General features: G+C 49.2%; 21 protein-coding genes. 10 read left to right on the top strand and 11 right to left on the bottom strand.

Annotation, left to right across the window (positions count from 1 at the left end):
- Positions 1–52 precede the first annotated feature (52 nt).
- The 5 genes from AC2CG4_RS03280 to AC2CG4_RS03300 all read right to left on the bottom strand — a co-directional run bounded on the left by AC2CG4_RS03280 (position 53) and on the right by AC2CG4_RS03300 (position 6,429).
- Positions 53–331, bottom strand: coding sequence for a hypothetical protein (locus tag AC2CG4_RS03280; RefSeq protein WP_484484904.1), 279 nt, complete (start codon positions 329–331; stop codon positions 53–55).
- 13 nt (positions 332–344) lie between these two features.
- Entirely contained in the window at positions 345–3,419 is a 3,075-nt protein-coding gene (locus AC2CG4_RS03285) for an ATP-binding protein (RefSeq protein ID WP_484484905.1), read from the bottom strand.
- Positions 3,398–4,672 carry an EAL domain-containing response regulator gene (locus AC2CG4_RS03290; protein WP_484484906.1) on the bottom strand — a complete coding sequence of 425 codons (1,275 nt, stop codon included), beginning with the start codon at positions 4,670–4,672 and terminating at the stop codon, positions 3,398–3,400. Before AC2CG4_RS03290 ends, AC2CG4_RS03285 begins: the two co-directional genes overlap by 22 nt.
- Positions 4,673–4,736: 64 nt before the next feature.
- Positions 4,737–5,579 carry a CheR family methyltransferase gene (locus tag AC2CG4_RS03295; protein WP_484484907.1) on the bottom strand — a complete coding sequence of 281 codons (843 nt, stop codon included), beginning with the start codon at positions 5,577–5,579 and terminating at the stop codon, positions 4,737–4,739.
- Between the two features lie 226 nt (positions 5,580–5,805).
- Positions 5,806–6,429 (bottom strand): response regulator transcription factor, encoded by a 624-nt coding sequence (locus AC2CG4_RS03300; protein WP_484484908.1) that lies wholly within the window; start codon positions 6,427–6,429, stop codon positions 5,806–5,808.
- 158 nt (positions 6,430–6,587) lie between these two features.
- Here AC2CG4_RS03300 and tcdA point away from each other — a divergent pair, with 158 nt between their 5' ends.
- Positions 6,588–7,400: a tRNA cyclic N6-threonylcarbamoyladenosine(37) synthase TcdA gene (gene tcdA / locus AC2CG4_RS03305; protein WP_484484909.1), complete on the top strand. Its 813-nt coding sequence runs from the start codon at positions 6,588–6,590 to the stop codon at positions 7,398–7,400.
- A 4-nt stretch (positions 7,401–7,404) separates the two neighbouring features.
- Here the strand turns inward: tcdA and AC2CG4_RS03310 are convergent, their stop codons facing one another.
- Positions 7,405–7,830 (bottom strand): SufE family protein, encoded by a 426-nt coding sequence (locus AC2CG4_RS03310; protein WP_484484910.1) that lies wholly within the window; start codon positions 7,828–7,830, stop codon positions 7,405–7,407.
- 189 nt (positions 7,831–8,019) lie between these two features.
- Here AC2CG4_RS03310 and AC2CG4_RS03315 point away from each other — a divergent pair, with 189 nt between their 5' ends.
- Complete coding sequence (locus AC2CG4_RS03315; protein WP_484484911.1) at positions 8,020–9,150, top strand: glycoside hydrolase family 18 protein; 1,131 nt, start codon at positions 8,020–8,022, stop codon at positions 9,148–9,150.
- Between the two features lie 156 nt (positions 9,151–9,306).
- Positions 9,307–10,638 (top strand): GGDEF domain-containing protein, encoded by a 1,332-nt coding sequence (locus tag AC2CG4_RS03320; protein WP_484484912.1) that lies wholly within the window; start codon positions 9,307–9,309, stop codon positions 10,636–10,638.
- Here the strand turns inward: AC2CG4_RS03320 and AC2CG4_RS03325 are convergent.
- Positions 10,621–11,448: a TatD family hydrolase gene (locus AC2CG4_RS03325; RefSeq protein WP_484484913.1), complete on the bottom strand. Its 828-nt coding sequence runs from the start codon at positions 11,446–11,448 to the stop codon at positions 10,621–10,623. The genes AC2CG4_RS03320 and AC2CG4_RS03325 overlap by 18 nt on opposite strands.
- Before the next feature lie 75 nt (positions 11,449–11,523).
- Between AC2CG4_RS03325 and AC2CG4_RS03330 the strand changes: the two genes are divergently transcribed.
- The 4 genes from AC2CG4_RS03330 to AC2CG4_RS03345 all read left to right on the top strand — a co-directional run bounded on the left by AC2CG4_RS03330 (position 11,524) and on the right by AC2CG4_RS03345 (position 16,562).
- Positions 11,524–12,546 (top strand): GGDEF domain-containing protein, encoded by a 1,023-nt coding sequence (locus AC2CG4_RS03330; RefSeq protein ID WP_484484914.1) that lies wholly within the window; start codon positions 11,524–11,526, stop codon positions 12,544–12,546.
- Positions 12,547–12,652: 106 nt separating this feature from the next.
- Positions 12,653–13,567, top strand: a complete 915-nt coding sequence (locus AC2CG4_RS03335; RefSeq protein ID WP_484484915.1) for an AAA family ATPase — start codon at positions 12,653–12,655, stop codon at positions 13,565–13,567.
- Positions 13,568–13,570: 3 nt separating this feature from the next.
- Entirely contained in the window at positions 13,571–14,572 is a 1,002-nt protein-coding gene (locus AC2CG4_RS03340; RefSeq protein WP_484484916.1) for a DUF58 domain-containing protein, read from the top strand.
- Entirely contained in the window at positions 14,562–16,562 is a 2,001-nt protein-coding gene (locus AC2CG4_RS03345; protein WP_484484917.1) for a transglutaminase TgpA family protein, read from the top strand. The genes AC2CG4_RS03340 and AC2CG4_RS03345 overlap by 11 nt, the downstream gene beginning before the upstream one ends.
- A 157-nt stretch (positions 16,563–16,719) precedes the next feature.
- On the opposite strand, the gene AC2CG4_RS03350 is transcribed toward AC2CG4_RS03345, so the two are convergent.
- On the bottom strand, positions 16,720–17,334 hold the full coding sequence (locus AC2CG4_RS03350) for a carbohydrate binding domain-containing protein (RefSeq protein WP_484484918.1): 615 nt from the start codon (positions 17,332–17,334) through the stop codon (positions 16,720–16,722).
- Between the two features lie 252 nt (positions 17,335–17,586).
- Between AC2CG4_RS03350 and AC2CG4_RS03355 the strand changes: the two genes are divergently transcribed.
- The gene (locus tag AC2CG4_RS03355) at positions 17,587–18,144 is read left to right on the top strand and encodes an RNA polymerase sigma factor (protein WP_484484919.1); all 558 of its coding nucleotides are present in this window, start codon (positions 17,587–17,589) and stop codon (positions 18,142–18,144) included.
- Complete coding sequence (locus tag AC2CG4_RS03360) at positions 18,141–20,252, top strand: vWA domain-containing protein (RefSeq protein WP_484484920.1); 2,112 nt, start codon at positions 18,141–18,143, stop codon at positions 20,250–20,252. Before AC2CG4_RS03355 ends, AC2CG4_RS03360 begins: the two co-directional genes overlap by 4 nt.
- Before the next feature lie 81 nt (positions 20,253–20,333).
- Here AC2CG4_RS03360 and AC2CG4_RS03365 read toward each other — a convergent pair whose 3' ends face one another.
- From AC2CG4_RS03365 to motA, 3 genes are all read right to left on the bottom strand, one after another.
- Positions 20,334–20,846: a DUF1993 domain-containing protein gene (locus AC2CG4_RS03365; protein WP_484484921.1), complete on the bottom strand. Its 513-nt coding sequence runs from the start codon at positions 20,844–20,846 to the stop codon at positions 20,334–20,336.
- Between the two features lie 252 nt (positions 20,847–21,098).
- On the bottom strand, positions 21,099–22,070 hold the full coding sequence (gene motB, locus AC2CG4_RS03370) for a flagellar motor protein MotB (RefSeq protein WP_484484922.1): 972 nt from the start codon (positions 22,068–22,070) through the stop codon (positions 21,099–21,101).
- A gap of 24 nt (positions 22,071–22,094) precedes the next feature.
- Positions 22,095–22,949 carry a flagellar motor stator protein MotA gene (gene motA / locus AC2CG4_RS03375; RefSeq protein WP_484484923.1) on the bottom strand — a complete coding sequence of 285 codons (855 nt, stop codon included), beginning with the start codon at positions 22,947–22,949 and terminating at the stop codon, positions 22,095–22,097.
- Positions 22,950–23,174: 225 nt separating this feature from the next.
- Here motA and AC2CG4_RS03380 point away from each other — a divergent pair, with 225 nt between their 5' ends.
- Positions 23,175–23,489, top strand: a complete 315-nt coding sequence (locus AC2CG4_RS03380; RefSeq protein WP_484484924.1) for a DUF1244 domain-containing protein — start codon at positions 23,175–23,177, stop codon at positions 23,487–23,489.
- Positions 23,490–23,493 lie beyond the last annotated feature (4 nt).

Raw genomic sequence — 23,493 nt, forward strand, 5'->3', positions numbered from 1 at the left:
TAGCCAAGCAAAATGGCAATCGCGCTTTTACATTATCGGTACCACGTGATTGTCATTTTTTCAAATGAGTAAGCCGCCACCAAGTGAGGAATGCTGCAGCCGCAGGAATACTAAAAGCCAACAGAAAAACCGGCAATTCCTGGATGAAAGTGTAACCCGCACGGTTAATACCGAACCACATATTGACTGCAGTAATAACAAACCAGAGTGGGATAAATAGTAGCTCTGCTTTGGCCATAGGTTTTACCCCAGCCCCGGCAAATACTCGAGCGAGCAGCTGACAAAAAAACAGCAAAACAAACCCGCCAACCAATACCATGAGTGTATGCATAGCGCCCCCTACTTTATTCGTTATATTGTAGACCTAACCCCAGTGTAACCAATTCCACCATCGCAACCAATTCCTTGCTTAGTTTATCTACCGATATCTGGTGCCATCCACCTGCGTGTAATTCTTGCTCCAGATTAAATGCACAAATCTCCAACTGATTCATCCCCAAACTACCGGCAAGGGATTTTAACGAGTGCACCTGATTGAGCGCTTCCGCTACATTGCTTGCTAGCAATAGCGGTAATTGCACTGAAAATTCGGCGCGCTCCCGCGCAAATCGTTCCAGCAAGCGACGATACAAGGCTTCATTATTCATTAAATTATGCAGCGCACGCGCGGTATCGATTCCACCGTTATGTAACAATTCGAAGCCGCTGGCTTGTGGTGTCGGATCAGCCGCCGCACGGCAGATGCTCCCCCACTGTTCCAAAATGCGGTGCAGTTGTCTAGGCTCAATCGGCTTGGATAAGTAATCATCCATGCCTGCGGCCAAATAGGTTTCTTTGTCGCCCGGCAAGGCATTGGCGGTCACCGCTATAATCGGCAGGTGCTTACCCTCGGGCAAGGCGCGAATACGCGCGGTCGCTTCAACACCATCCATACAGGGCAGCTGAATATCCATTAATACCAAATCAAATGCCCGCTGTTGAATGATGGCGATAGCTTCCGCGCCTGAGCCAACACAAATAGCCGCTGCATCCATAGACTCCAGCAGCGACAAGATAATTTCCTGATTCAGCAGATTATCTTCCACCACCAAAATGCGGCAATCGCTTAGCGCTAATTTTTTAGGGTTGGGATCAATCTGCAATACATCCGGTGCAGAGGTGTAATGATGTTTTTCCAACTTCACCCGCAAGCGAAAACAACTGCCCTCCCCTGCAGTACTTTTTACATCGATGCGCGCCTGCATCAAATCAGCAAGGTTTTTACAAATCGACAAACCCAAGCCGGTGCCTTCAAAACGGCGCGCGCTGGAGGCATCTACTTGTTGGAATGGCTGAAATAAATTTTTCATTTTTTCAGTGTCGATACCAATGCCAGTATCTTCCACTTCAAATAATAATTCGACACGCTCCTGCCAATCACGCACTTTGGTAACGCGAATACTGATACCGCCCTGATCAGTAAATTTCACCGCATTAGCGCAAAAGTTAATCAGAATTTGGCCCAACCTAAGCGCATCACCCAACAGCAGTTTGGGAATTTTTGGGTCAATTTCGACATTCACTTGCAGGCCTTTTTCCGAAGCCTTGTCCCACACCAAATCCACCGCTTTATCGACCAATTGATCGATGGAGAACTCACTGTGATCGAGGATAAGCTTGCCCGCTTCCATGCGTGAAAAATTTAAAATATCGTTAATGATTTGTAGTAGGTGCTCACCTGAATCGCGCATTTTTTCCAAATAGGTGCGCTGTTTAAGTTCAGATTTATTAGCCAGCGCGATATGCGCGAGGCCGATAATGGCATTGAGTGGCGTGCGAATTTCATGGCTCATATTGGCGAGAAATTCCGCCTTGCTTTGCGACGCAGCAAGCGCTGCATCTTTCGCAGACATAAGTTCATGGGTGCGCTCATTGACCATTTTTTCCAGATTTTGATTGACCTCTTCCAGCCGCTGATTGGCGACAACCCGCTCGGTGACATCCACCCAAATACCCGCATACGCCTGCGGCTCTTGCCCTTGGGTATAGGTCACCGGAAAACGTGCAATGCGAAAATAACAGGGCGTGCCGTCAGGCATGCGCAACTCTGTAATGTAATCTTTCCGGTATGACTCGGCGCCCACTCGCTCTTCAGCTTGCAATAGCGGTTTAAGCCACACAGGTAAGGGCAATTCATATAGCGATTGACCTAAAAGATCAGACTCCGCAAGTTGCACTATTTCGCAAAAAGCGGGATTGACCACCGTTAAGACATGATCAAGCGAGGTCATATGAATGGGCGCGGGCAAATTATCCAGCAGCGAGTGGAAGCGACCTTCACGCATCAACGCATTGCGGCGATTAATAATCGCCGTCACAGTCAGTAATACAATTAACAGAATCGCCGCCGCACTCAAACCGATAATAATATTGCGTGAAGCAATATAGGGTTCCATCGCTTCATCCACATCCTGTTCGACGATCAACCCCAACTCCATCTCATCAATCCAGCGGCCCGCACCGACAACAGCAACACCGCGATAATCCGCATAGCCAACGCTGATCGACTCAGTTTGTTGATTAATTAAAAAGTCCACCATCTCGGTGAACGCTGCCTGTTGCCCAGGCTTACGCGGGCGGCGCACTTCAGTACCAATAAGGGTAAGTTGCGGTTGCGGGCCAACCGCAGCGCGACTGGTATCCGCTGGTGCAAAACGGGCAGGAGTAATAAATCGGCCCTGACTATCAATGGCATAAATCTCTCCTGAGCGCCCGGTGCGACCTTTAAAAAAAATCGGGAAAAAACTCGATTGAGTATTAAAGCGCAAACAAAAATAACCTGGCTCAGTCGCGGCTGATTCAAATAACACACACATATTTTGCATCAGCGTGCCCGCTGGTTGCAGGCCGCGCGGGCCATCCAGGGGATTGGTAGCTATTACCGGGCGGGAGATGGCGGGGCGTTTCGCCAAGGCTTTATCCAATACTTCCAAGGTCTCTGGCAAGCGCGCTGGTTGCTTGCGGTAGGATTGGGTACTTGCTGCTACCAAAATGCGCTCCTGATTGATCACCGAGAAACCATCAAAGCCCATCACCATCAAAGCTGGGTACAACCATTCGCGCAGCGCTTCATGGGTCGTCGGGTTATCGCCCTGCTCCTGCAGCACTTGCCTGAGTAAGGTTTTGCCCTGTGCCGAATTGGCCAGCATTTGAATCGCAGCAAGGTTTTGTTGTTGCCAGAGTTGGACTAGCTCTGTAAATGAATTGAGCGAGGTTTGCAGATGTTCGCGCGCGATTTGCTCCTGACTGGCATGGATATGGCGCAACACGAGACTGGTGAAAAAAAACAGCAACACTATAGCGAGAGCTGCTGACAATAGGGTGGGATTAACCAGCGAAAGAAAGTGAACGTATTTGTTTACCCGAGACTTTTTTGACATATGGTTTGTTTAGGTTGCAACTCTTGTTCGATCCAGCCCATCAGCTCGCGCCCATGCATGGGCCGCGCCAGCAGGAAGCCCTGCGCCTGATTACAACCCAGGCTTCTGAGCAAGTGTAGCTCGGCTTCGGTCTCTACACCTTCTGCAACCGTAGTAATGCCTAATCGCTGCCCCATTTCGATGGCAGATTTCAATATATTGCGAATATATTGCCGCGCTGGCGCGCCAAGAATAAATGAGCGATCGATTTTTAACTCTGAAAAGGGAAAGCGCGACAGCTGTTGCATGGATGAAAAACCGGTGCCGTAATCGTCGATGGAAATGCCAAAGCCTTTTAACCGCAAACGGCTAATAGTGGCGAGCGCAGATGGCAAATCCATCACCAAGGCACTCTCGGTGATTTCAAACGTCAGAAAATGCGCGGGAATTCCCTGGCGGATCACCCGCTGGATAATCTCATTGGCGAGGTTAAATTCCGCCAGGGATTTGGCCGAGAGGTTAATGGCCACTGGAACATATTGCCCCTGCTCCCACCAGCCATTCATATCCTGTAATACTTGCTCAAGCACCGACAGGGTTAAATCGCCAATTAGACCATGCTCTTCTGCCAGAGGAATAAATACGTTCGGTGGAATCCAATCGCCCTGCTGATTTTTCCATCGCGCGAGCGCTTCAACACCGGCGATTTTCATCGATTCAAGATCTATTTTGGGCTGGTAATAAACTTGAATAGTGGCACGATCCAAAGCGATTTTTAATTGCTCAGCATCCGTATCTATCGGACTATGAAAGTGAGTGAGCGGACCGGCGCCGGTATTGTAACTATTGAGCGCATCCGCCAAATCTATCGGGTTAACTGGCTTGCGAAATGCGCCCAGTAAACTAATGCCCAGCGCCTCGGCCATAGTCGCCACCGCACTAATTAAGACGTCGTCGGAACTGCTGGCCAATACCACAGCGGGTTTATGCTGCAATTGTGCAAGTTGTTGCAATACCTCAATGCCATCCATCACCGGCATTTCCAAATCCAACAACATCACGGCAGGCATTTGCGTTAATTGCGCGAGCTGCTCTATGGCCAATTTACCATTGGCCGCTTCGTACACCTGATTGATCCCGAAGGTGCGCAAGCAGAGGTGTGCGCTGTACCTGTGCATACTACTATCATCTACAACCATCACCCCCTGCTGCTGAATATCGCTGTGCAAATTGAGTAGCGGTGTTTCATTGATCGATGTATTAAGTGAAATCATATATCGCTCACAGGCTCCGGAAGACTGGCAAAACTAAAGGTTAAACGCTTGCGCCGACTCATCCTTAACTCGCGATACGCCGAAATTCTGGCACTACCGCTGCTGGTTTTCGGTAAATCGATGGGCTCACAGTTTTTATTCCAAAATTCAAACCCTGCAAACTTTCGCAGTGCCCCAGAATCAACCAACCACCTGGGCGCAGTGAACGCAACATATTTTCGATCACTTTTTGTTTGGTTTCATTATCAAAATAAATCAATACATTGCGTAAAAAAATTACATCAAATTGTTCATTGCTTGTGCGCGGATGTAAAAGATTGTGCTGCTCAAAGGTGATGCGAGAACGCAGCGACGGCACTACCGCCAACATACCTTCATATTCACCAATCCCGCGGCGACAATAATTTTTTAAATAGTCAGCGGGAATGTGATTGATGCGCTCAGCACGATACACACCGGTGCGCGCATGATCCAATACTTTGCCAGAAATATCGGTGGCCAAAATATCCCAATCGCATTTGCCCAAGGTATCAGCCAGCACCATTGCAATGCTGTGCGGCTCTTCACCGGTAGAGGAAGCAGCGCACCACACACGCATTTTGTGATGCCGCTGCTGCGGAATAATGTGATCGCGCAAAAAATCAAAATGCGCAGGTTCGCGAAAAAAATAGGTTTCGTTAGTGGTGAGCAAATCAAGCATGGTGCTGCGCTCTTGCGCACCCGCAGGGCTGCAAACATAAGTGAAATAGGTTTCGTAATTTTTGTGCCCCAACAACTCCAACCGGCGCCACAACCGACCGGTGACCATCGCCGTTTTTTCCTCACCAATAACAATGCCAGCAGTGCGATACACGTAATCGCGGATTTTATGGAAGGCAAACTGGCTGATGGTGGGATGTGTACTCATAATCCTGGCCGCTACTGGGTTCGTCATGGTGGGCACTCGGTGCCGTTATGGTGAAAATATCCTTGATGACACAGTCTGGTGATTTGCCTTGGCAAAGCACCGTCATTGGTTCCCAGTGTGCGGGTTCGGCAAAAAAGTGGTGAGAGTAAAAATACTCAGGCGGGATGAGGGAGAATACCTAAGGAGATGAAATACAGACCATAAGACTGGCTGATGGTAGCTAAGGCTAACGCCTGGCTGCTGGCAGCATAAAATCGCGCATCAGCTCCATGGCAGAATTGACGCGCAGCTTTTCCATAATGCGCGCGCGGTGGTTCTCTACCGTGCGCACACTCAGATTAAGTTTACTGGCGATATCTTTACTGGGCAGACCATCGAGCACCGCTTGCAGCACTTCCTGCTCTTTGGGAGTTAACAGCGCAATGCGCGCCTCGCGGGTGGCTAGCTGCAAACGCTGCTGATGCAGCTGGCGGCTCAGTGCAAGCGCAGCCTGTAACTTTTCCAGAAACTGATGGCCATTAATAGGCTTTTCAACAAAATCGAAGGCACCCTGTTTCATCGCCTCTACCGCGGCACTCACCTCGGCATATCCAGTCACAATAATTAGCGGTGGCGGCACCGAATAGCGTTGCTGCAATACCTTATGCAATTGCAGGCCACTTACACCTGGCATGCGCATATCGGTAATTACGCATTCGCAGGGGCGCGGGGAATACGACTCAAGAAAAGCTTCAGCACTGCTAAAACACACAGGTTCCACCCCTATGGGCTCCACAATACCGCTCATTAACTCGAGGGTAATGCTGTCATCATCAATAAGATACGCAGTTGCCATAGCCATTCTATTCATTGAACACTCATCACTAAACACGCCTGATTGATTCCCTAATGCCATTTGAGTGTAGCAGAGCACGCCAAAATTACCTTTTTGCGGCCTTGCACTCAGGCCGTATCTCCGTTAAAAAGCGCCCTCCTTGCCTCATACCATTTTTTTACGACATTTAGCTTATGACCAGACCAATAACCCCCGACTACTTACAGCGTTTTAGCGGTATCGCCCGGCTCTATGGGGAGGATGCGCTAGCGGCACTGACCAACGCTCACTTTGTGGTGATAGGTTTGGGCGGGGTGGGGACTTGGGTGGCCGAAGCGCTGGCTCGTTCCGGCGTCGGTGAGCTGACGCTGATTGAGATGGACGAGGTGTGTGTGACCAATACTAATCGCCAGTCCCATGCACTGAAATCCAATATTGGGCGCTCAAAAAATCAGGTGATCAGCGAGCGCTTGCGCGATATCAACCCCGAGTTGATTATTCATTCCATCGACGATTTTATCGATGAACACAATATGAAAACGCTGGTAGGAAAACAGCATCATGTGGTGATTGATGCGATTGATGCCGCGCATTTAAAAGCGCGGTTGGTTGCCTATTGTTTAGCGATCAAAGTGCGTTTGATTACCGTCGGTTCATCGGGCGGCAAACGCAACCCGCAAGCAGTAACAGTGGATGATTTAGGCCGTTCAATCAGCGACCCCATGCTCGCCAAGGTGCGCACCCAGTTATATCGCCACCACAATTTTGCGCGCGATAAAAACCGCAAATTCCGCGTCGATGCCGTTTATTCAACCGAGCAGATGGTTTACCCACAACCTGACGGCTCCGTGTGTATGGATAAACAAACACTGGCCGATGGAGTGAAATTAGATTGTGCCGGAGGTTTTGGTTCAAGTGTGATGGTTACTGGCACGTTTGGATTTATTGCCGCAACAAAAGCGATTGAGCGCTATTTGAATAAACAAAAAGACGCAGCTGAACAATAACAACCTAATCAGTAGCCAGCGCTAAAGCTCGCTCCATAATCCGTTTAAAACCATTATTGCGCGAGGGTGTGAGGTGTTTATCAAAACCCAACTCAGCCAGTGTGGAGGGCCAGTCCAGCAGCGCAATTTGCGCCGCCGGTTTACCATTAAGCTGCACCAACAACAGCGCCGTCAACCCATTCATCACACTGCTATCAGAATCAAACGCAAAATAGTGTTGCTCGCCCTCTTGCTCATGCACCAACCACACCGGCAGTTCGCAACCTTTAATCAGATTTTCAGGCACCCGTATTGCCGGTTTTGGCTGGATCAATTTGCCCCACCGAATAATCAGTCGATACTGCTGCTGCCAATTATTAGCAGCCATTAATTCAGCGAGGGTTACACCACCAAGATCATCGCGACTCATCACACCGATATACTCGAACACAGGAATGGGCGGCAATTATAAGGGCAAGTGTCAACTTTAAGAATCTTTACTCATACCAAAACACTTATGCGAGAGTTTTGCGCTTAGAATACATTCCACAATAATTGCTGCATAACAGCAAACTTTTACCACCACACGCCGCAGCTCTCGCCTTTGATAAATCATTAGATTGTCCACCGAGGGATGTTTATGAAACTGTTTATCTCCACCTTTAGCGCAGTTGTTTTTGCTTTTCTGCTCAGCGCGTGCAGTGCACCGCAAACCGCACAATCGTCTATTGAAGAAAATCGATCACCCAGCAAAATTATTGCCTACTACATGGGCGATGGCTCGGATTTACAGCGCTACAACTTCAACCAAATGACGCATATCATCTATAGTTTTTTGCATTTGAATGGCAATGAATTATCGTTTGATGGCGACCAAGACAAGCAAGCGCTACAGCGTTTAGTCGCGTTAAAACAACAATACCCTCATTTAAAAGTTATGCTGTCGCTCGGTGGCTGGGGCGGTTGTGAGACTTGCTCTGACATTTTTAATACTGCGGAAAATCGCCAGGCTTTTGCCAAATCTACACTTGCGATTATCAAAGAGTACCAAGCGGATGGTATAGATCTGGATTGGGAATACCCCACCATTGCCGGTTTTCCCGGCCATAAATTCGCAGCACACGACCGTGCTAACTTCACCGCGCTGATTCAGGAATTGCGCACAGCATTTGGCAATCAATACGAATTGAGTTTTGCTGCAGGCGGTTTCGATACGTTTTTAGAAACGGCAGTTGACTGGGATACGATCATGCCGCTGCTGGATAATGTCAACCTGATGACCTACGACATAGTCAATGGCGCAACGCCGCACACCGGCCACCACACCGCACTCTATTCCACTGCAGAACAAAAAGATTCCACCGATAACGCCGTCCAATTTTTATTGCGCAAAGGTGTAACGCCAGAAAAAATTATTATCGGCACCGCGTTTTATGCACGGGTATGGGAGCAGGTTGCTGCGACTAATCATGGTTTGTATCAACCCGGTGTACATATCGAGGGCGCTGGTTTCAAAGAATTTTCCACCCGCTTTAATCCCGCAGATGGTTATATCTACCACTGGGATGACGTAGCAAAAGCACCCAGCGCTTACAATCCAAAAACTAAAGTATTTGCCACCTTTGATGACCAGCGCTCGCTCGCTGAAAAAGCTCGTTATGTGCAAATACACAAACTGGGTGGCATGATGTTTTGGCAATTACCTCACGATACCGACAGTAATGGATTAGTCGATAGCATTTATAAAAACCTGAGCGATAAAGTCAAATAGACAAAATGAAACGCTTTATTACTGCAAGTTTTCTTCTGAACTTGCAGTAAATTACCTTCAGAAGTTATAAGCACAGCAAGAGCTCCACAAGTTTCTGTTAGCCAAACAAAAACTGTGCTTTACTTACGGTGACTTAATAAATCAACCGCACCTATCATGACTATCCAGCACGATATTTTAAAAGCAAGGCTGCTTGGATTACTCATTATTGTTACCTTTGTAGCCCTCGCCTTTCAGGCGTATGGGCCGCAAAAAGTATTGTCATTAGAACCTGGAACTGACTATCACGTAGAAGTCATTGATGACCGGGGCAATGGTGGAAAATCCGTTGCCACATTAACCCAAGATGCCGAAAAATTTATCCTTGATTGCGACATGATTCAATCAGACTACCCTTGGCCTTACTGTGAAATCAGCTTTATTCTGATTGATGACAAGGGCAACGGAAAGGATATGACCAATTATCACCAAGCCACACTCTGGGCCAAATACAGCACGCCACAAAACTTTGGCATACGCTTTCAGCTAATTAATTTTAACCCGGCCTACTCAACAGCAGATGATCCAAACACCCTCAAATATAACGCAATTGAATTATTTGATACTCACGAACGTTTTCCGCAAATCATCCAAATGCACCATATGCAAGTGCCCACCTGGTGGCTGAGCCAAGGGAAAATTGCGCCTGATTACTGGGGACCAGAATTTAATGATGTGCGCGGGGTACAAATATCTACCGGTGAAGGAGCCAAGCCGGGGAAATACCAAATGATTATTGATCGAGTAGAAATCAGCGGTAAATATATTAATGACCGCACATTGTATTTAAGCCTTTTATGTATTTGGACCTTATTGGCAGTGGCATTTTTTGTAGGCACATTACTGAAAACCAAAAAAGAGCTCAACACCAATTTGCAGCGTCAAAAACAATTGGAAGCACTTAACGCACTGCTCAACAAAGAGCATCGCCAATTGGAAGATCGTTTGACCCGTGACCCGCTGACCGGTGTATTAAATCGCGATGGTTTGGCACCGATTTTTAAACAAAATTGGAGCACAGATTCAACATCTCTGCTGTCGCTGATTTTTATTGATATCGATCATTTTAAAAAAATTAACGATACCTACGGCCACAATGTTGGCGATCAAGTATTGCTGGCTTTTGCGCAATCTTTAAGTGAAAACACTCGCTCACAGGATTTACTGGCCCGTTGGGGTGGTGAAGAGTTTGTTTTGGCCTGCCCTGATACGACGCTGGAAAAAGCATCGGGCTTGGCGGAAAAGTTACGTCGCTGCATCGAGGAAAATGAGTGGCCTAAGGCATTGCGAGTTACCGCCAGTTTTGGCGTTGCGCAAATGTTGCAACAAGAATCACCTACAGATTTTATCGCGCGCGCCGACAAAGCGCTCTATGTGGCAAAAGCCCAAGGGCGCAACTGTGTGCGCGCCTCTAATCAACCCCCTGCCATTTTAACTGCGGTGAAATAAACCCATCGCATTGCGGCTGGTAGCTACCGCAATCTCATCAATACTAGTACCGCGCAGATCTGCCAATACTTGCGCCACCTGCGGGATATATTCGGGGCTATTGCGCTGCCCCTGTTTTCCCTGCAAGGGCATATCTGGTGCATCGGTTTCCAATAGCAAATATTCCAGTGGAATTTTTGTTACCGCTGCGCGGGTTTTCTGCGCGCGTTCATAAGTAATCGTGCCGCCCACACCAAGATAGAACCCAAATCCAACATACTGCTGCGCAATGTCATAACTGCCGCTAAAAGCGTGGATCACACCACCTGAGTGCGGTTTATTTTTTTTGAGCAAGGCGATCATTTCATTGTGCGCGTGAACACAGTGAACAATCAGCGGTTTATCGTATTGATTTGCCATATCAATATGGATGTTGAGCAATTGCTCTTGCAGGGCCATAGGTGTGGCGATGCGTTTATCCAACCCGCACTCACCAATCGCTACACAATGAGTTCTGCCTTTGCGATAGGATTGCAATAATGAGCCATGCATCAACGCGAGGATTTTTTTCTGGGTCGGTGCATCAAGTAAACCTGCGGCATTTCTAACAAACCACCGCTGCTGTTCAACCCAATGTGGATGTATGCCCACTGCATAATATAATCCCTCATATTGGCCACATAATTGCGCTGCAGTCTGCCACTGCTCAGGCGTCACGCCGGGCATTACCAAATGAGCCACCCCCAACCCCCGGCAAGCCTGCCAGAGCGCAGCGCGATCTGCATTAAACTCAGCAAAATCAAAATGGCAGTGACTATCGAAAAAGCGCATGGCGTTTCCTTGAATTAGTATTGCGCAAAACTGCCAATTAACGGCTATGCTGTGAACTATAAAAAGCGGTGCCGGTTGAGTACTGTAAAAAAAATTGAAACGGGAGAGCTCGCCGGCATTATGCTGACCGACTTAAAAAACAAGTTCCAGCGTGGAATGGTGTATCTATTTGCTATTCTCGCCAGCCTGCTGATCGCGCCTTTTTGCGTGATCCGCTACCTTAATGGCGAGGTAGCCAATGCAATAGTAGACCTAGCTATAGTGATAGTTGCACTAAGCAGTGCTATTTATACCTACAGACGCAGCCAAGCAACGCAGTTAATATCCAATATCACCGCCCTGCTTTACTCCTCAGGTGCGGTTGCAGTGGCCCACCTGAATGAACCTATCTTCGTGTTTTGGCTATTTCCGGCGTTAATCGCCAACTTTTTTTTATTAAGCGCCAAGGCGGGCTTGATTGCCAACTCATTCACTATCGCGGCTATCTTGCCAATTGCACTGCATCTCAACAACACAACCGAAGCTTTTGCCATGATTGCTTCACTGCTAATGTGCGGCAGCATGGCTTATGTTTTTGCATTGCTCACACATCGCCAACAGCTTCTGCTGCAAAACATAGCCACGCAAGATGCCCTTACCGGGCTGGGCAACCGCCGCGCGATGGATGAAGAGATGCGTTTGAGTATGGCGGACTTTGCCCGGAAACAAACTCCCGTTACCTTAATTGTGCTAGATCTCGACTTTTTCAAAATGGTAAACGATAAATTCGGCCACAACACCGGCGATGTAGTTTTAGTAGAGCTGGCCAATTTGCTCAGCAAACGCATACGCAAAACCGATCGGGTCTTTCGCTTTGGCGGCGAGGAGTTTGTGGTGATTGCGCGCAATACTGTCATTTCCGATGCACTGATCATTGCCGAACAACTGCGCGTGCAAATCGAGATTGAGCTCAACGATCCGGATGGTGCACTAACAGCCTCCTTTGGCTGCGCCGAACTACTTCCCGATGAAACATTGGAAGAATGGTTTATCCGCGCGGACAAAGCGGTTTACCAGGCCAAACAGCAAGGGCGCAATTGTGTAGTTGCGGCCTATTAACACGCCAGCGCAAGCGAACTGGCGCTGACTTTGCGATTCTTAATCCCCGCTCAATATTCCTCTGCGTTATGCTCCCAGCTGAACTTATCGATTATCAGGGTTATCCATGCAGTCACTGATTAACACCATTATTGAACAAGTCGATCAAATTGTTTTAGGTAAGGATCAACAGGTGCGTTTGTCACTTGCCTGCCTATTCGCCGAAGGCCATCTGCTCATCGAAGATCTGCCCGGCATGGGCAAAACCACCCTCGCCCACTGCCTCGCCAAAGTACTCGGTTTGAAATTTGAGCGGGTGCAGTTCACCAGCGATTTACTGCCTGCCGATATTCTCGGCGTAGCCATTTTTGAGCGCGAACAGGGTGTATTTAAATTCCACCCAGGCCCGGTATTTACCCAGGTGTTATTGGCCGACGAAATCAACCGCAGCTCGCCCAAAACCCAGAGCGCTTTGTTAGAGGCGATGGAAGAAGGACAGGTAACGATTGAAGGTAAAAGTCGCCCGCTGCCCAAGCCGTTTTTTGTGATAGCGACGCAAAACCCTTTATCCCAAAGCGGGACGTTTCCGCTGCCGGAATCGCAACTTGACCGTTTTTTAATGCGTATCTCTCTCGGCTACCCCAGCCCTGCATCCGAACGCATGCTGTTTGAAGGTGTCGATCCGCGCGCGCGCATCCGCCAGCTCACGCCTATTGTGACCCACGAGCAGCTTGCCGCCATTCAACAGGCAGTACATCAAATCAAAGCCAGCGATGCATTACTCGACTATATACAACGCTTGATTGCCTTTACCCGCAGCGATAGCCAATTTGCCTATGGCTTATCGCCCCGAGGCGCACTGGCATTGTTGCGCGCTGCCAAAGCCTGGGCGCTGATTCACAACCGCGAGTATCTGGTACCGGAAGATGTGCAAACCGTGCTGCCCGCCGTAGTTGGCCACCGGGTGCGCGGCCGTGGGCACAATCAGGATTGGGAACCGCTGGTAAAACACCTGCGCGACAGCGTAAACGTACTGGGCTAAGCCATGAGCAGGTATCTCGCGGGCTGGCGTGCAAACTGGGAGCGACGCTTTTATCGTTGGATCGACCAGCGCTCGCCACGCGCGCGCCAAGTGCAACTCACCCGCAAAAATCTCTATACCTTTCCCAACTTCACCGGCCTGTTGTATTTGGGGGTCACCCTGGTGATTTGGCTACTGGGCACCAACTACCAGAACAACCTGATTCTGGGGCTGAGCTATTTGTTGGTCAGCATTTTTGTGGTCAGTATTCTCCACGCCTTTGCCAACCTCGCCGGTATCACTGTCCGCTTTGTTGGCGCGCGTCCAGCGTTTGCCGGTGATCCAGCCAGTTTCATGCTGGAACTCAACTGCACCCACAAATCCGGTTGCGACAATCTGGAACTGCGCTGGCCGGGCGGTGAAACTCAAGTCATCACCCTCAATCAGGCAGAGCCACAGCAGGTTATAGTGCGGGCGCAAAGTGCGCAGCGCGGTTACTTACGGCCCGGGCGATTGCTGGTGCAGAGCCGTTTTCCCCTCGGCATTATCCGCTGCTGGACCTGGCTCAATCTGGATGCAACCGCACTTATCTACCCCACCCCCATCAGTTGCGATGAACCCCAAGCCCAAGCCAGCGATGGCCGCGAAGAAGGTGGTACCAGTCAGCGCGGCGGCGATGATTTTAGCGGCCTGCGCGATTATCAAGCGGGCGATCCGATCAAACACATCGCCTGGAAACAATTCGCGCAGGACAAAGGTCTGTTTACCAAAGAGTACGAAGCCTACTTTTCAGCAGAAAAATGGCTCGACTGGAACGGCCTCAACCAAACACAAGAGCTGCGTTTGTCTGGCCTGTGTTACTGGGCGCTGGAATACGAGCGACGGCAAATTCCCTACGGCTTGCGCCTGCCCGGACTGGAGCTCGCACCAGCATTAGGTGAACACCACCAGCAAGCGGTATTGGCGGCACTGGCCGAATTTAATCTGCCGCGCGATCAGCGCCGGGAGCAGAGCCATGTTCGCTAAGCGGCTCAAAACCCAGCCCCTGCGCAAACCGCAGACCGAATACCTCGCGCGGGACAAACTCGCCTGGCTGTTGGTCATGCAAGCCCTGCTAATTTTGCCCCTGCTGTTCAGCCTGCCCCTCTGGCTCTGGCTGGTGTGGGCGATTACCGCCCTGTGGCGCACACAGATGTTTCGCGGCCGCTGGGGCGCGCCCGGCAGCTTGGTTAAAACGGTACTAGCGCTGATTTGCGCCGGCGGCTTGTTCGCCAGCTATGCGGGCAAAACCGGCACCGAAGCCATGGTGGGTTTGCTGGTCTGCGCCTTCTCGCTCAAACTGCTGGAAGTCAACTCCGCACGCGACGCCCAATTGCTGGTGTTTATCGGCTTTATCATTACCGCCACCCAATTCCTGTTTAACCAAAGCCCGCAAGCTGCTGCCTACGCGATTCTTTGCGTGGTACTGTTGCTCGCCAGTTGGCGCTCGCTCTACCTCACTCACTCACAAACAACCGGCCTGCGCCTTAAACGCGGAGCGATGATCCTGTTACATGCACTGCCTATCATGCTGGTGTTATTTGTGGTGATTCCACGCCTTGGGCCCCTGTGGGCGCTCCCCACCCAACAAACAGCCAAAACCGGTTTTAGCGATAGCCTCTCCCCCGGCGATTTGGGCAATCTCGCGCTCAACCGAGCACCGGCTTTCCGAGTGGAATTTAGTGACCAACCACCCACCGCCAATCAGCTTTACTGGCGCGGCTTGGTATTGGATAGCTTTGATGGCCGCACCTGGCGCATGCGCGATAGTTGGGGGGTACAACCGCGCAACCCATCGGATGACGCCGGTATCAAACGCGAACCCATCGACTACAGCATTATTGTCGAACCCCACGGCCAACCTTGGCTCTTCAGTTTGATGACCCCGCAGCGCGTGAACAACCCCAGTAACTCCATCCGCATCACCGCCGATTCACTCTTGCTGAACCGCATACCTGTTGCTCAGCGCATGCGCTATAAAGTGACCTCGGCACTGCAAATCGACTGGCCAGAACCACCGCAACTCAACAAAATGCAGCGCGACTTTTACACCCGCCTGCCGCGCGACCGCAATCCACAAACTCGCGCACTGGCCGACAGTTGGCGCAGCCAAAATCTGGTTGATGAGCAAATAGTTGCTCGGGCCTTAGCGCTGTTTAATCGCGAATTTACCTACACCTTGCAACCGCCACTGCTGGGCGAACACTCGGTCGATGAGTTTTTGCTGGTCAGCAAACGTGGCTTCTGCGAGCACTTTGCCAGCAGCTTTAGCTTTTTGCTGCGTGCGGCAGGCATACCGGCGCGGGTAGTCGTTGGCTATCAGGGTGGGCGCTGGAATCCGGTAGAGAACTACCTGCTGGTCAGTCAATCCGATGCCCATGCCTGGACTGAAGTGTGGATCGACGGCAAAGGCTGGCAAATGATTGACCCCACCGCCGCCGTTGCGCCCAACCGTATCGAACAAGGCATGAATGAAGCATTAGGAGAAAGTGATCAGGAGTTGATTGCCAATGCCTGGCAATCATCGCAACTGCTATACCAACTGCAGCTGCGCTGGGACGCTGCCAACTACACTTGGCAGCGCTGGGTACTGAATTACGACACCGACGCGCAAGAGGGTTTGCTATCGCGCCTGCTCGGCGGCAGCGAACCTTGGCGCATCACCCTCTGGCTGATTGGTTTGGGGTTGGTCGGCGCGGCACTATTTGCGTGGGCATTGCTGCGCAACAACCAAAACACCGAGCTGCGCCCGGAAACTCGCGCTGTTAAAAAACTGGAACACAAACTCACCCAGCTGGGTTACCAACGCAAAGCCGGCGAAACACTGCGCGATTTTATCCAGCGCGTGCTCTACAGCGAACCGCAATTTAAAACCGGGTTAATCAACATCGCCGAACTGTTTGAACAAATTGCTTATCAAAATCGCACCGAACATTTAGTGCAATTGGAACAGGCGATAAAACAATTTCCGCGCTGATCAAATTTAGCTCTATTTCGCTTTAATTCTCACTTTCCAGTGGACAAATAAAATGTATCGCGGCAATTGAACTTGAGTATTAAAAACAAACGACCTTGAAACAAAAAAGGCGACCTGTAGAAACAGGTCGCCTTTTAGAATGAACTTTTTACGAAACTTATTTGCGAATATTTTTCTTTCTGATCAACACCAAGCCGGTTAAACCAATCAGCAGCATTACCAACGGGCTAGATTCAACTACATTGGCTTTTGCAGTAACTACCACATTGTCCAAGAAGTTACCTAAAGTACCCGCGTTGTAGGTAGTGAAGGTGATTTTGCTGGTGCTATTGGTAGCAACAAAACTACCGGTGTACTGCTTCCAACTACCCACTACATGATCATTCAACAGTGCAGAAAGAGTACCGACGTTGAAATAGAACTGCTCGTTGTTGTTCACGCGCGCCCGGTAAAGGAATGACACATCGTAAGTTTGGCCAACAACAGTAGAGAAGTTTTGGAAGATGGAAAACACAGAACCTTTAAACGGATGCGCATTAAGCTCTGAGTATTGAGTACCTTCAGCCGCGATCACACCACCATAATTGTCCCAAATTTCAATATTATCGCCTTCCCAGCCATTGACCGCTGCAGATGAAAAATAGGCCCAAGTACCTGTAGCAACATTGTTATCCTCAAAACCGCCATTCACGATAAGATTGGCGTTTGCACCTAAACACAAAAGACTCAAAGCCAAGCCAATGCAAGATGCATAAATCGATTTAAAAGACATGTAAATTTCCTTGAGGAATAAAGTTATAGGGGCTGGTCAGCAAAATCACCCACTTGGCGTTAAAATTTGCAAAATGCGCGCCATAATTTTTTTTGTCATCGCAATCAACAGTTTAATGATAACCACATCACAATAACAAAGATGCAACTGTAAATAATTTCGACACAAAAAGAACATCACCAAGGAAGTGACACTTTATATCGTCTAATTATTGGCACCTAAGCGACACGGAATCACCAATGGAAACACCTCATGACTGCCGCTGACCAAAGCGAGCTGATTCGCGCAGCACAAAGGGGTGATGGCGAGGCCTTTGCACAGCTACTGGCACACCACTACGACAGCATCTACCGCTTTGCCTACCGCTGGTGTGGCAACACTAGCGATGCACAAGACATCACCCAACTCGCCTGTATAAAACTCGCGCAAACTATTGCGCAATTTCGCTTTGAAGCTGCCTTTAGCAGTTGGCTGTACCGCTTGGTGATCAATTGCGCCAAAGATTGGTACAAGAGCCAAAACCGTCACCAACACGGCAATATCGATGATTGGATAGAGCCGGAGCGCGCGCCAGACCAGACTGCGGAGAACAGTATTTATCTACAGCAGCTATTACGCCTACTCGACCAGATGGCCGAAGGCTTTAAAGAAGCAGCGCTGTTGGTGCACGGAGAAGGCCTGAGCCACGCAGAGGCTGCCGCAATCCTGCAAGTGAAAGAATCTACCGTCTCCTGGCGGCTTCACGAAATACGCAAACAACTTCAGCTTCTGCAACAGCAGCCCGATGGAAGCTGGGAGCTCTCGCTATGAACAAAACGCCTATGAACGAAGATGACTTGAAGCAACTGCTGCAACAGCAGCCGCCAACGCCAGATCCGGAGACCAAAGCCCGCCATATGGCGGCGGCTATGGCCGCGTTCAGTGCGCAGCAAAAACCAGAAGTGGAAAATTTTTCGACAATGGCGAAGCCAACCGCTGAAACTAGCACCAGTGAAAAAAAATCCAATGTTCTCCAAGGATTTTTACAGCGCCTGCGTCTTACCCGTGACACCAACCATCACGGGACCAAACCTATGAACACCTCCTCATTTGAACAACGCCCCTTCTGGCAAAAACCAGCAATGATTTCCGGCATTGCCGCATCCAGCCTTGCCGTGCTGGCGGGATTAACCTTTATGCAGCATTTGATGATTAACTCAGACCAGCAAGAATTAGCCGCGCGCATTGCCGATCAGTCACTGAGCACAAGTGTGCCGTTAAATGTGCAAGAACCTGGTGCTGAAGTCGAAGAAGTCATAGTTACAGGTATGCGCGCCACTAACCAACAGGAGAAAGCCAAACAAGCATCGCAAAGCAAAACCGCTGAGCTGGCGCGCCACAAAAAGGAGATGGATTATTATGCCGCTGCACCTAGCGCAGCCATAGCCAGCGATATCCAACCAATGATGATAGCGCCCACCAAACCAGCCACAATCAACGAAATCATTGCGCAGCAACCGCAGGAATTTCGCGATCGCTTTGAAGACTTTAAAGAGAACAGTGTTATCGCCACCAGTGAAAACCCTGTCTCGACTTTTTCTGTCGATGTGGATACCGCCTCTTACAGCTTTGTGAGGCGCATGCTTAACAGCGGCCAATTGCCGGAAAAAGATGCGGTGCGTAGCGAAGAGTTAATCAATTATTTTGATTACGCCTACCCAGTACCGAATGATCGTAAAACGCCGTTTGCCACTTACACCAGCGTGATGGATTCGCCTTGGAAAGCAGGCAATAAATTAATTCATATCGGCATTCAGGGTTATCAACTGGCAGCAAGTGAAATCCCGCAATCTAATTTGGTGTTTTTATTGGATGTTTCTGGCTCGATGGATGAACCGAGCAAGTTGCCGCTGGTAAAACAATCCATGAGTTTGCTATTGGATACACTCAAGCCCGATGACACGATTGCAATTGCGGTCTATGCCGGTGCCGCCGGAACCGTACTTGAACCCACCAAAGTAAAAGAGAAAAGTAAAATTCTCGCCGCATTAAATAATTTGCAAGCGGGTGGCAGCACGGCCGGTGCCGAAGGTATCGCGCTTGCCTACCAATTAGCGGAGGCAAACTTTAATGCAAAAGGCGTTAACCGCATTATCCTCGCCACCGACGGCGATTTTAATGTCGGCCAAACCGGCGACGAACAATTGCAAGATTTTGTCGAGCGCAAACGCGAGAAAGGGATTTATTTATCGGTACTCGGTTTTGGCCAAGGCAATTATCAAGATGCAATGATGCAAACCCTCGCGCAAAACGGCAACGGCACCGCGGCTTATATCGATACACTCAGCGAAGCGCAAAAAGTATTAGTCACTGAAGCCACCTCAACCTTATTTCCGATCGCGAAAGATGTAAAAATTCAGGTGGAATTTAACCCCAACACCGTTAAAGAATATCGTTTAATCGGTTACGAAACCCGCGTGCTCAACCGCGAAGATTTCAGCAATGATAAAGTCGATGCCGGTGAAATTGGCGCAGGCCAACGGGTAACGGCGATTTATGAAATTACCCCGACAGGTGCGCAAAGTGGATTGCTGGAAGACAGTCGCTATCAACCCAAAAACAAAGTTGATACTAGCAACAGCAGTGAATACGCCTTTTTACGCTTGCGCTATAAATTACCGAGCGAAACCAAATCCAATTTGATCGAGACACCTATCGCTGTATCAACTAAAACCAAGATTAATGCGGAATATCAACAAGAGGTACATTTTTCTGTTGCCGTCGCTGGGTTTGCGCAGCTACTGAAGGGAAGCAACTACGCAGGCAATTTTAATTACGACAATGTAATTGAACTGGCACAAGCGAACAAAGGGAAAGATGAATACGGCTACCGCACAGAGTTTGTGCAATTGGTACGCAAGGCAAAAATCGCACAATAAAACTTTATAAGCGAAATATAAAAAGCCGCCCTGTAACAATACAGGGCGGCTTTTTAGTTTTTTCTAAAGAGTTCTTTTAGATCAATTTTTATAAGGCATGCTTCCAAGATAATCCTTCTTACCTACATCAACGCCGTTGTGACGCAAAATTGCGTAGGCGGTGGTGATATGAAAATAGATATTGGGGATTGCATGTTGGATAGCAAACTCGGTGCCGGTGAGATATTTACCTTCCCAGCGCGGTTGGCTGATATGACGCTCGGCAGCGCCGTCGAATTCTTCCGGTTTAACACTTGCAAGATAATCCAACACCGATTGAATGCGCGCTTTTAATTCCGGCAAGGTTGTTTCGGTATCGGCATGTACCGGAGCAGATTCCACTTTGCCAATTAAACGCGCGACACCTAATTTGGCGGTATCGCAAGCGATTTGCACTTGGCGAATCAAATTGAACTGATCGGGCGCAAGGCGTGAGTTCAACAGCACTGACACATCAAATTTTTTCGCTTCTGCATGTGCCGCGCCTTTATCAAGAATGGCATTGAGATTATTGAGCGCTTTGGTGAATTGCACCAAGGTGAGTTCGTAGAACATGGTTTTCTCCTGATTGAATGTAGACAGCGTTAATCGCCTGAGCGTGGCAACTGTAACCATGTGGGGGCAGATAGCTGTGTTTCAACAGGTACGAGAGTCGTCATACCCGCCTGCGGGTATCCATAGAGTTTATTACAAAGCCAAAAGCTGGACTCCCGCAAGCGGGAGTGACTTAAGGAGAACTGAAGTAAGTCGTATTACTTTTTTTGACAGGATTTTTCAGAGCACGTCAGCATTGTGTTTCATACCACCTTATTGCACTCGCGCAGCGTCAATTGCGTCGTCCACTTCAGTAGGCGAAAGAATTTTCGGCCCGACTGGCTTGGGCGGCGCAAATGCTTCACTACTTTTGATCAAGTGCGCACTATCAATTCCCACACCACTACCGAGCGCATCAGCAACCGCTTTTTTGAGCACAATAATGGCGATGCGACGGTTGATAGGCTCACTCGGTTTGTCGATCACCAGCGGCGCTGCTGAACCCATCCCCTGCACCGTTGCAACTTTGGACTCTGGATAACTGCCGATCAATAAAGCGCGGCGCGCTGAGTTAGCGCGGTCCGCCGATAACTCCCAGTTGGTGTAAGTCGCTCCCGCACCATAGGGTGTGGCATCGGTATGTCCGGTAACACTGATTTTGTTTTGCACCTTATCCAGAATCGGCGCAAGTGCATGCAATACATCGGACGACCACTTCTGCAGATTGGCGCTACCCACATCAAACATCGGGCGCTGATCTTTATCCACAATCTGAATACGCAAACCCAAGGCGGTAAAATCAATCAGGATTTGATCTTTAATTTGCTGAAACACAGAATCCAGTGCATGAATTTCGGTTTCCAATTGCTTTTTCAGCTCTTCAAGCTGTTGGTTTTCTATGCGTTCCAGTTCTTTTTGTAGCTGTTCCTCAGAGAGCTCTTTTGCGTATTCATCATTCGGCTCGTCCGCTTGCGTTAGCTCCAGAGGGCGATCCTGATCGATCAGCCCTAAATCTGCACCGCCTTCACCCACAACATATTGGCTACCCGGCTCCTGGAAATAGGCTGAAATCGCTCTTTGCTCTTCTTTTGAAGTACTGCCCAGCAACCACATCAATAAAAAGAAGGCCATAAGCGCGGTCATAAAGTCCGCCAATGCAACCTTCCAAGAGCCGCCATGGTGCCCATGGCCATGCCCCTTTTTCTTTTTGATAATAATAGGTTGCTGACTCGCGCCCTTTTCCATCGATAATTACCTTACAAAATGGCCTTATTTCTTAGCGCGATACTGTTCTTCCAGCTCTTTGAAGCTAGGGCGAACACTGTGGAATAACACTTTGCGGCCAAACTCCACGGCAACTTGTGGTGGAACACCATTCATCGATGCGACCAACACCGCTTTGATGCACTCATAAGAGCGGGATTCATCGCGTACTTTACCGTTTAAATAGGATGCGAACGGCGCAATAAACCCATAGGCAAACAGAATACCCAACAGGGTTCCCACCAAGGCTGCCGCAACCGCTGCGCCAATCTCTGCCGGTGGGCCGCCAATTTTACCCATGGTGATAATTACCCCCAGTACCGCCGCTACAATCCCGAAACCGGGAAGGCCATCCGCCGCATTTTGGATCGCACCAGGAATCACCGATGCCTCCTGATGGTGTCCATCCAACTCTTGCTCCATTAAGGACTCCAATTCATGTGGCGCCATATTGCCGGCCACCATAATGCGCAGGTAGTCGCAAATAAATTCCACAATATGGTGGTCTTTCAAAATGCTCGGATAGTTGGCAAACAGCGGGCTGGTTTCTGGTTCTTCAATATCCCCTTCAATTGCCATCAACCCTTCGCGGCGGGTTTTGTTGAGAATGTCATACAACAGAGTCAGTATTTCCAAATAAAAGGTTTTATTGAATTTGGACGGGGTCATCAGTGCCCCTGCCGATTTAATAACACCGATGGTAACGGACATTGGGTTACCAATAATCATTGCGCCAAAAGATGCGCCGCAAATAATCAGCACCTCTATCGGTGACATCAGCGCCATAGGATTACCACCGTGGACGACGAAACCGCCAACCACACACCCCAGGACGACAATAATCCCTAGAATAATATTCACTCAACAACCCCCAGCTCTGCGACAGGCTCAATTAAAACGGCAAAAATGCTCAAAAAAACAACACGCCAGTGGCGACAATAGTATTAATACGGTTTGAGTATAGGCAGGTTGATTTGAGGTTCAAGCGACGCCGATGAATTAGCTGCAATTGACCTGCCATGAGTGATCGCCCACACTGTCACCTACTGATAAATCAACCACTTGCTTAATAACTATAGGTTAACGATGAAAATTGAAGAACTATCGCCCGCCAGCCAACAAGCATTAGAAGCCGCCGCATTTCGCCGCTTACTGCAACATTTGGATAGCCGCAAAGATGTACAAAATATTGACCTAATGAACCTCGCGGGCTTTTGCCGCAACTGCCTGAGCAAATGGTATGTAGCCGCCGCCCAAGCAGAGAACATTGAAGTGGATTATGAAGATGCACGTGCCCGTGTTTACGGCATGCCCTATGCGGAGTGGAAAGAAAAATACCAAGTGGAAGCCAGTGCCGCGCAGTTGCAACAATTTCAGCAAACTACGCCGCAAGACAAATAATTAT

It is taken from the genome of Cellvibrio sp. ATLC23, from assembly GCF_057196725.1.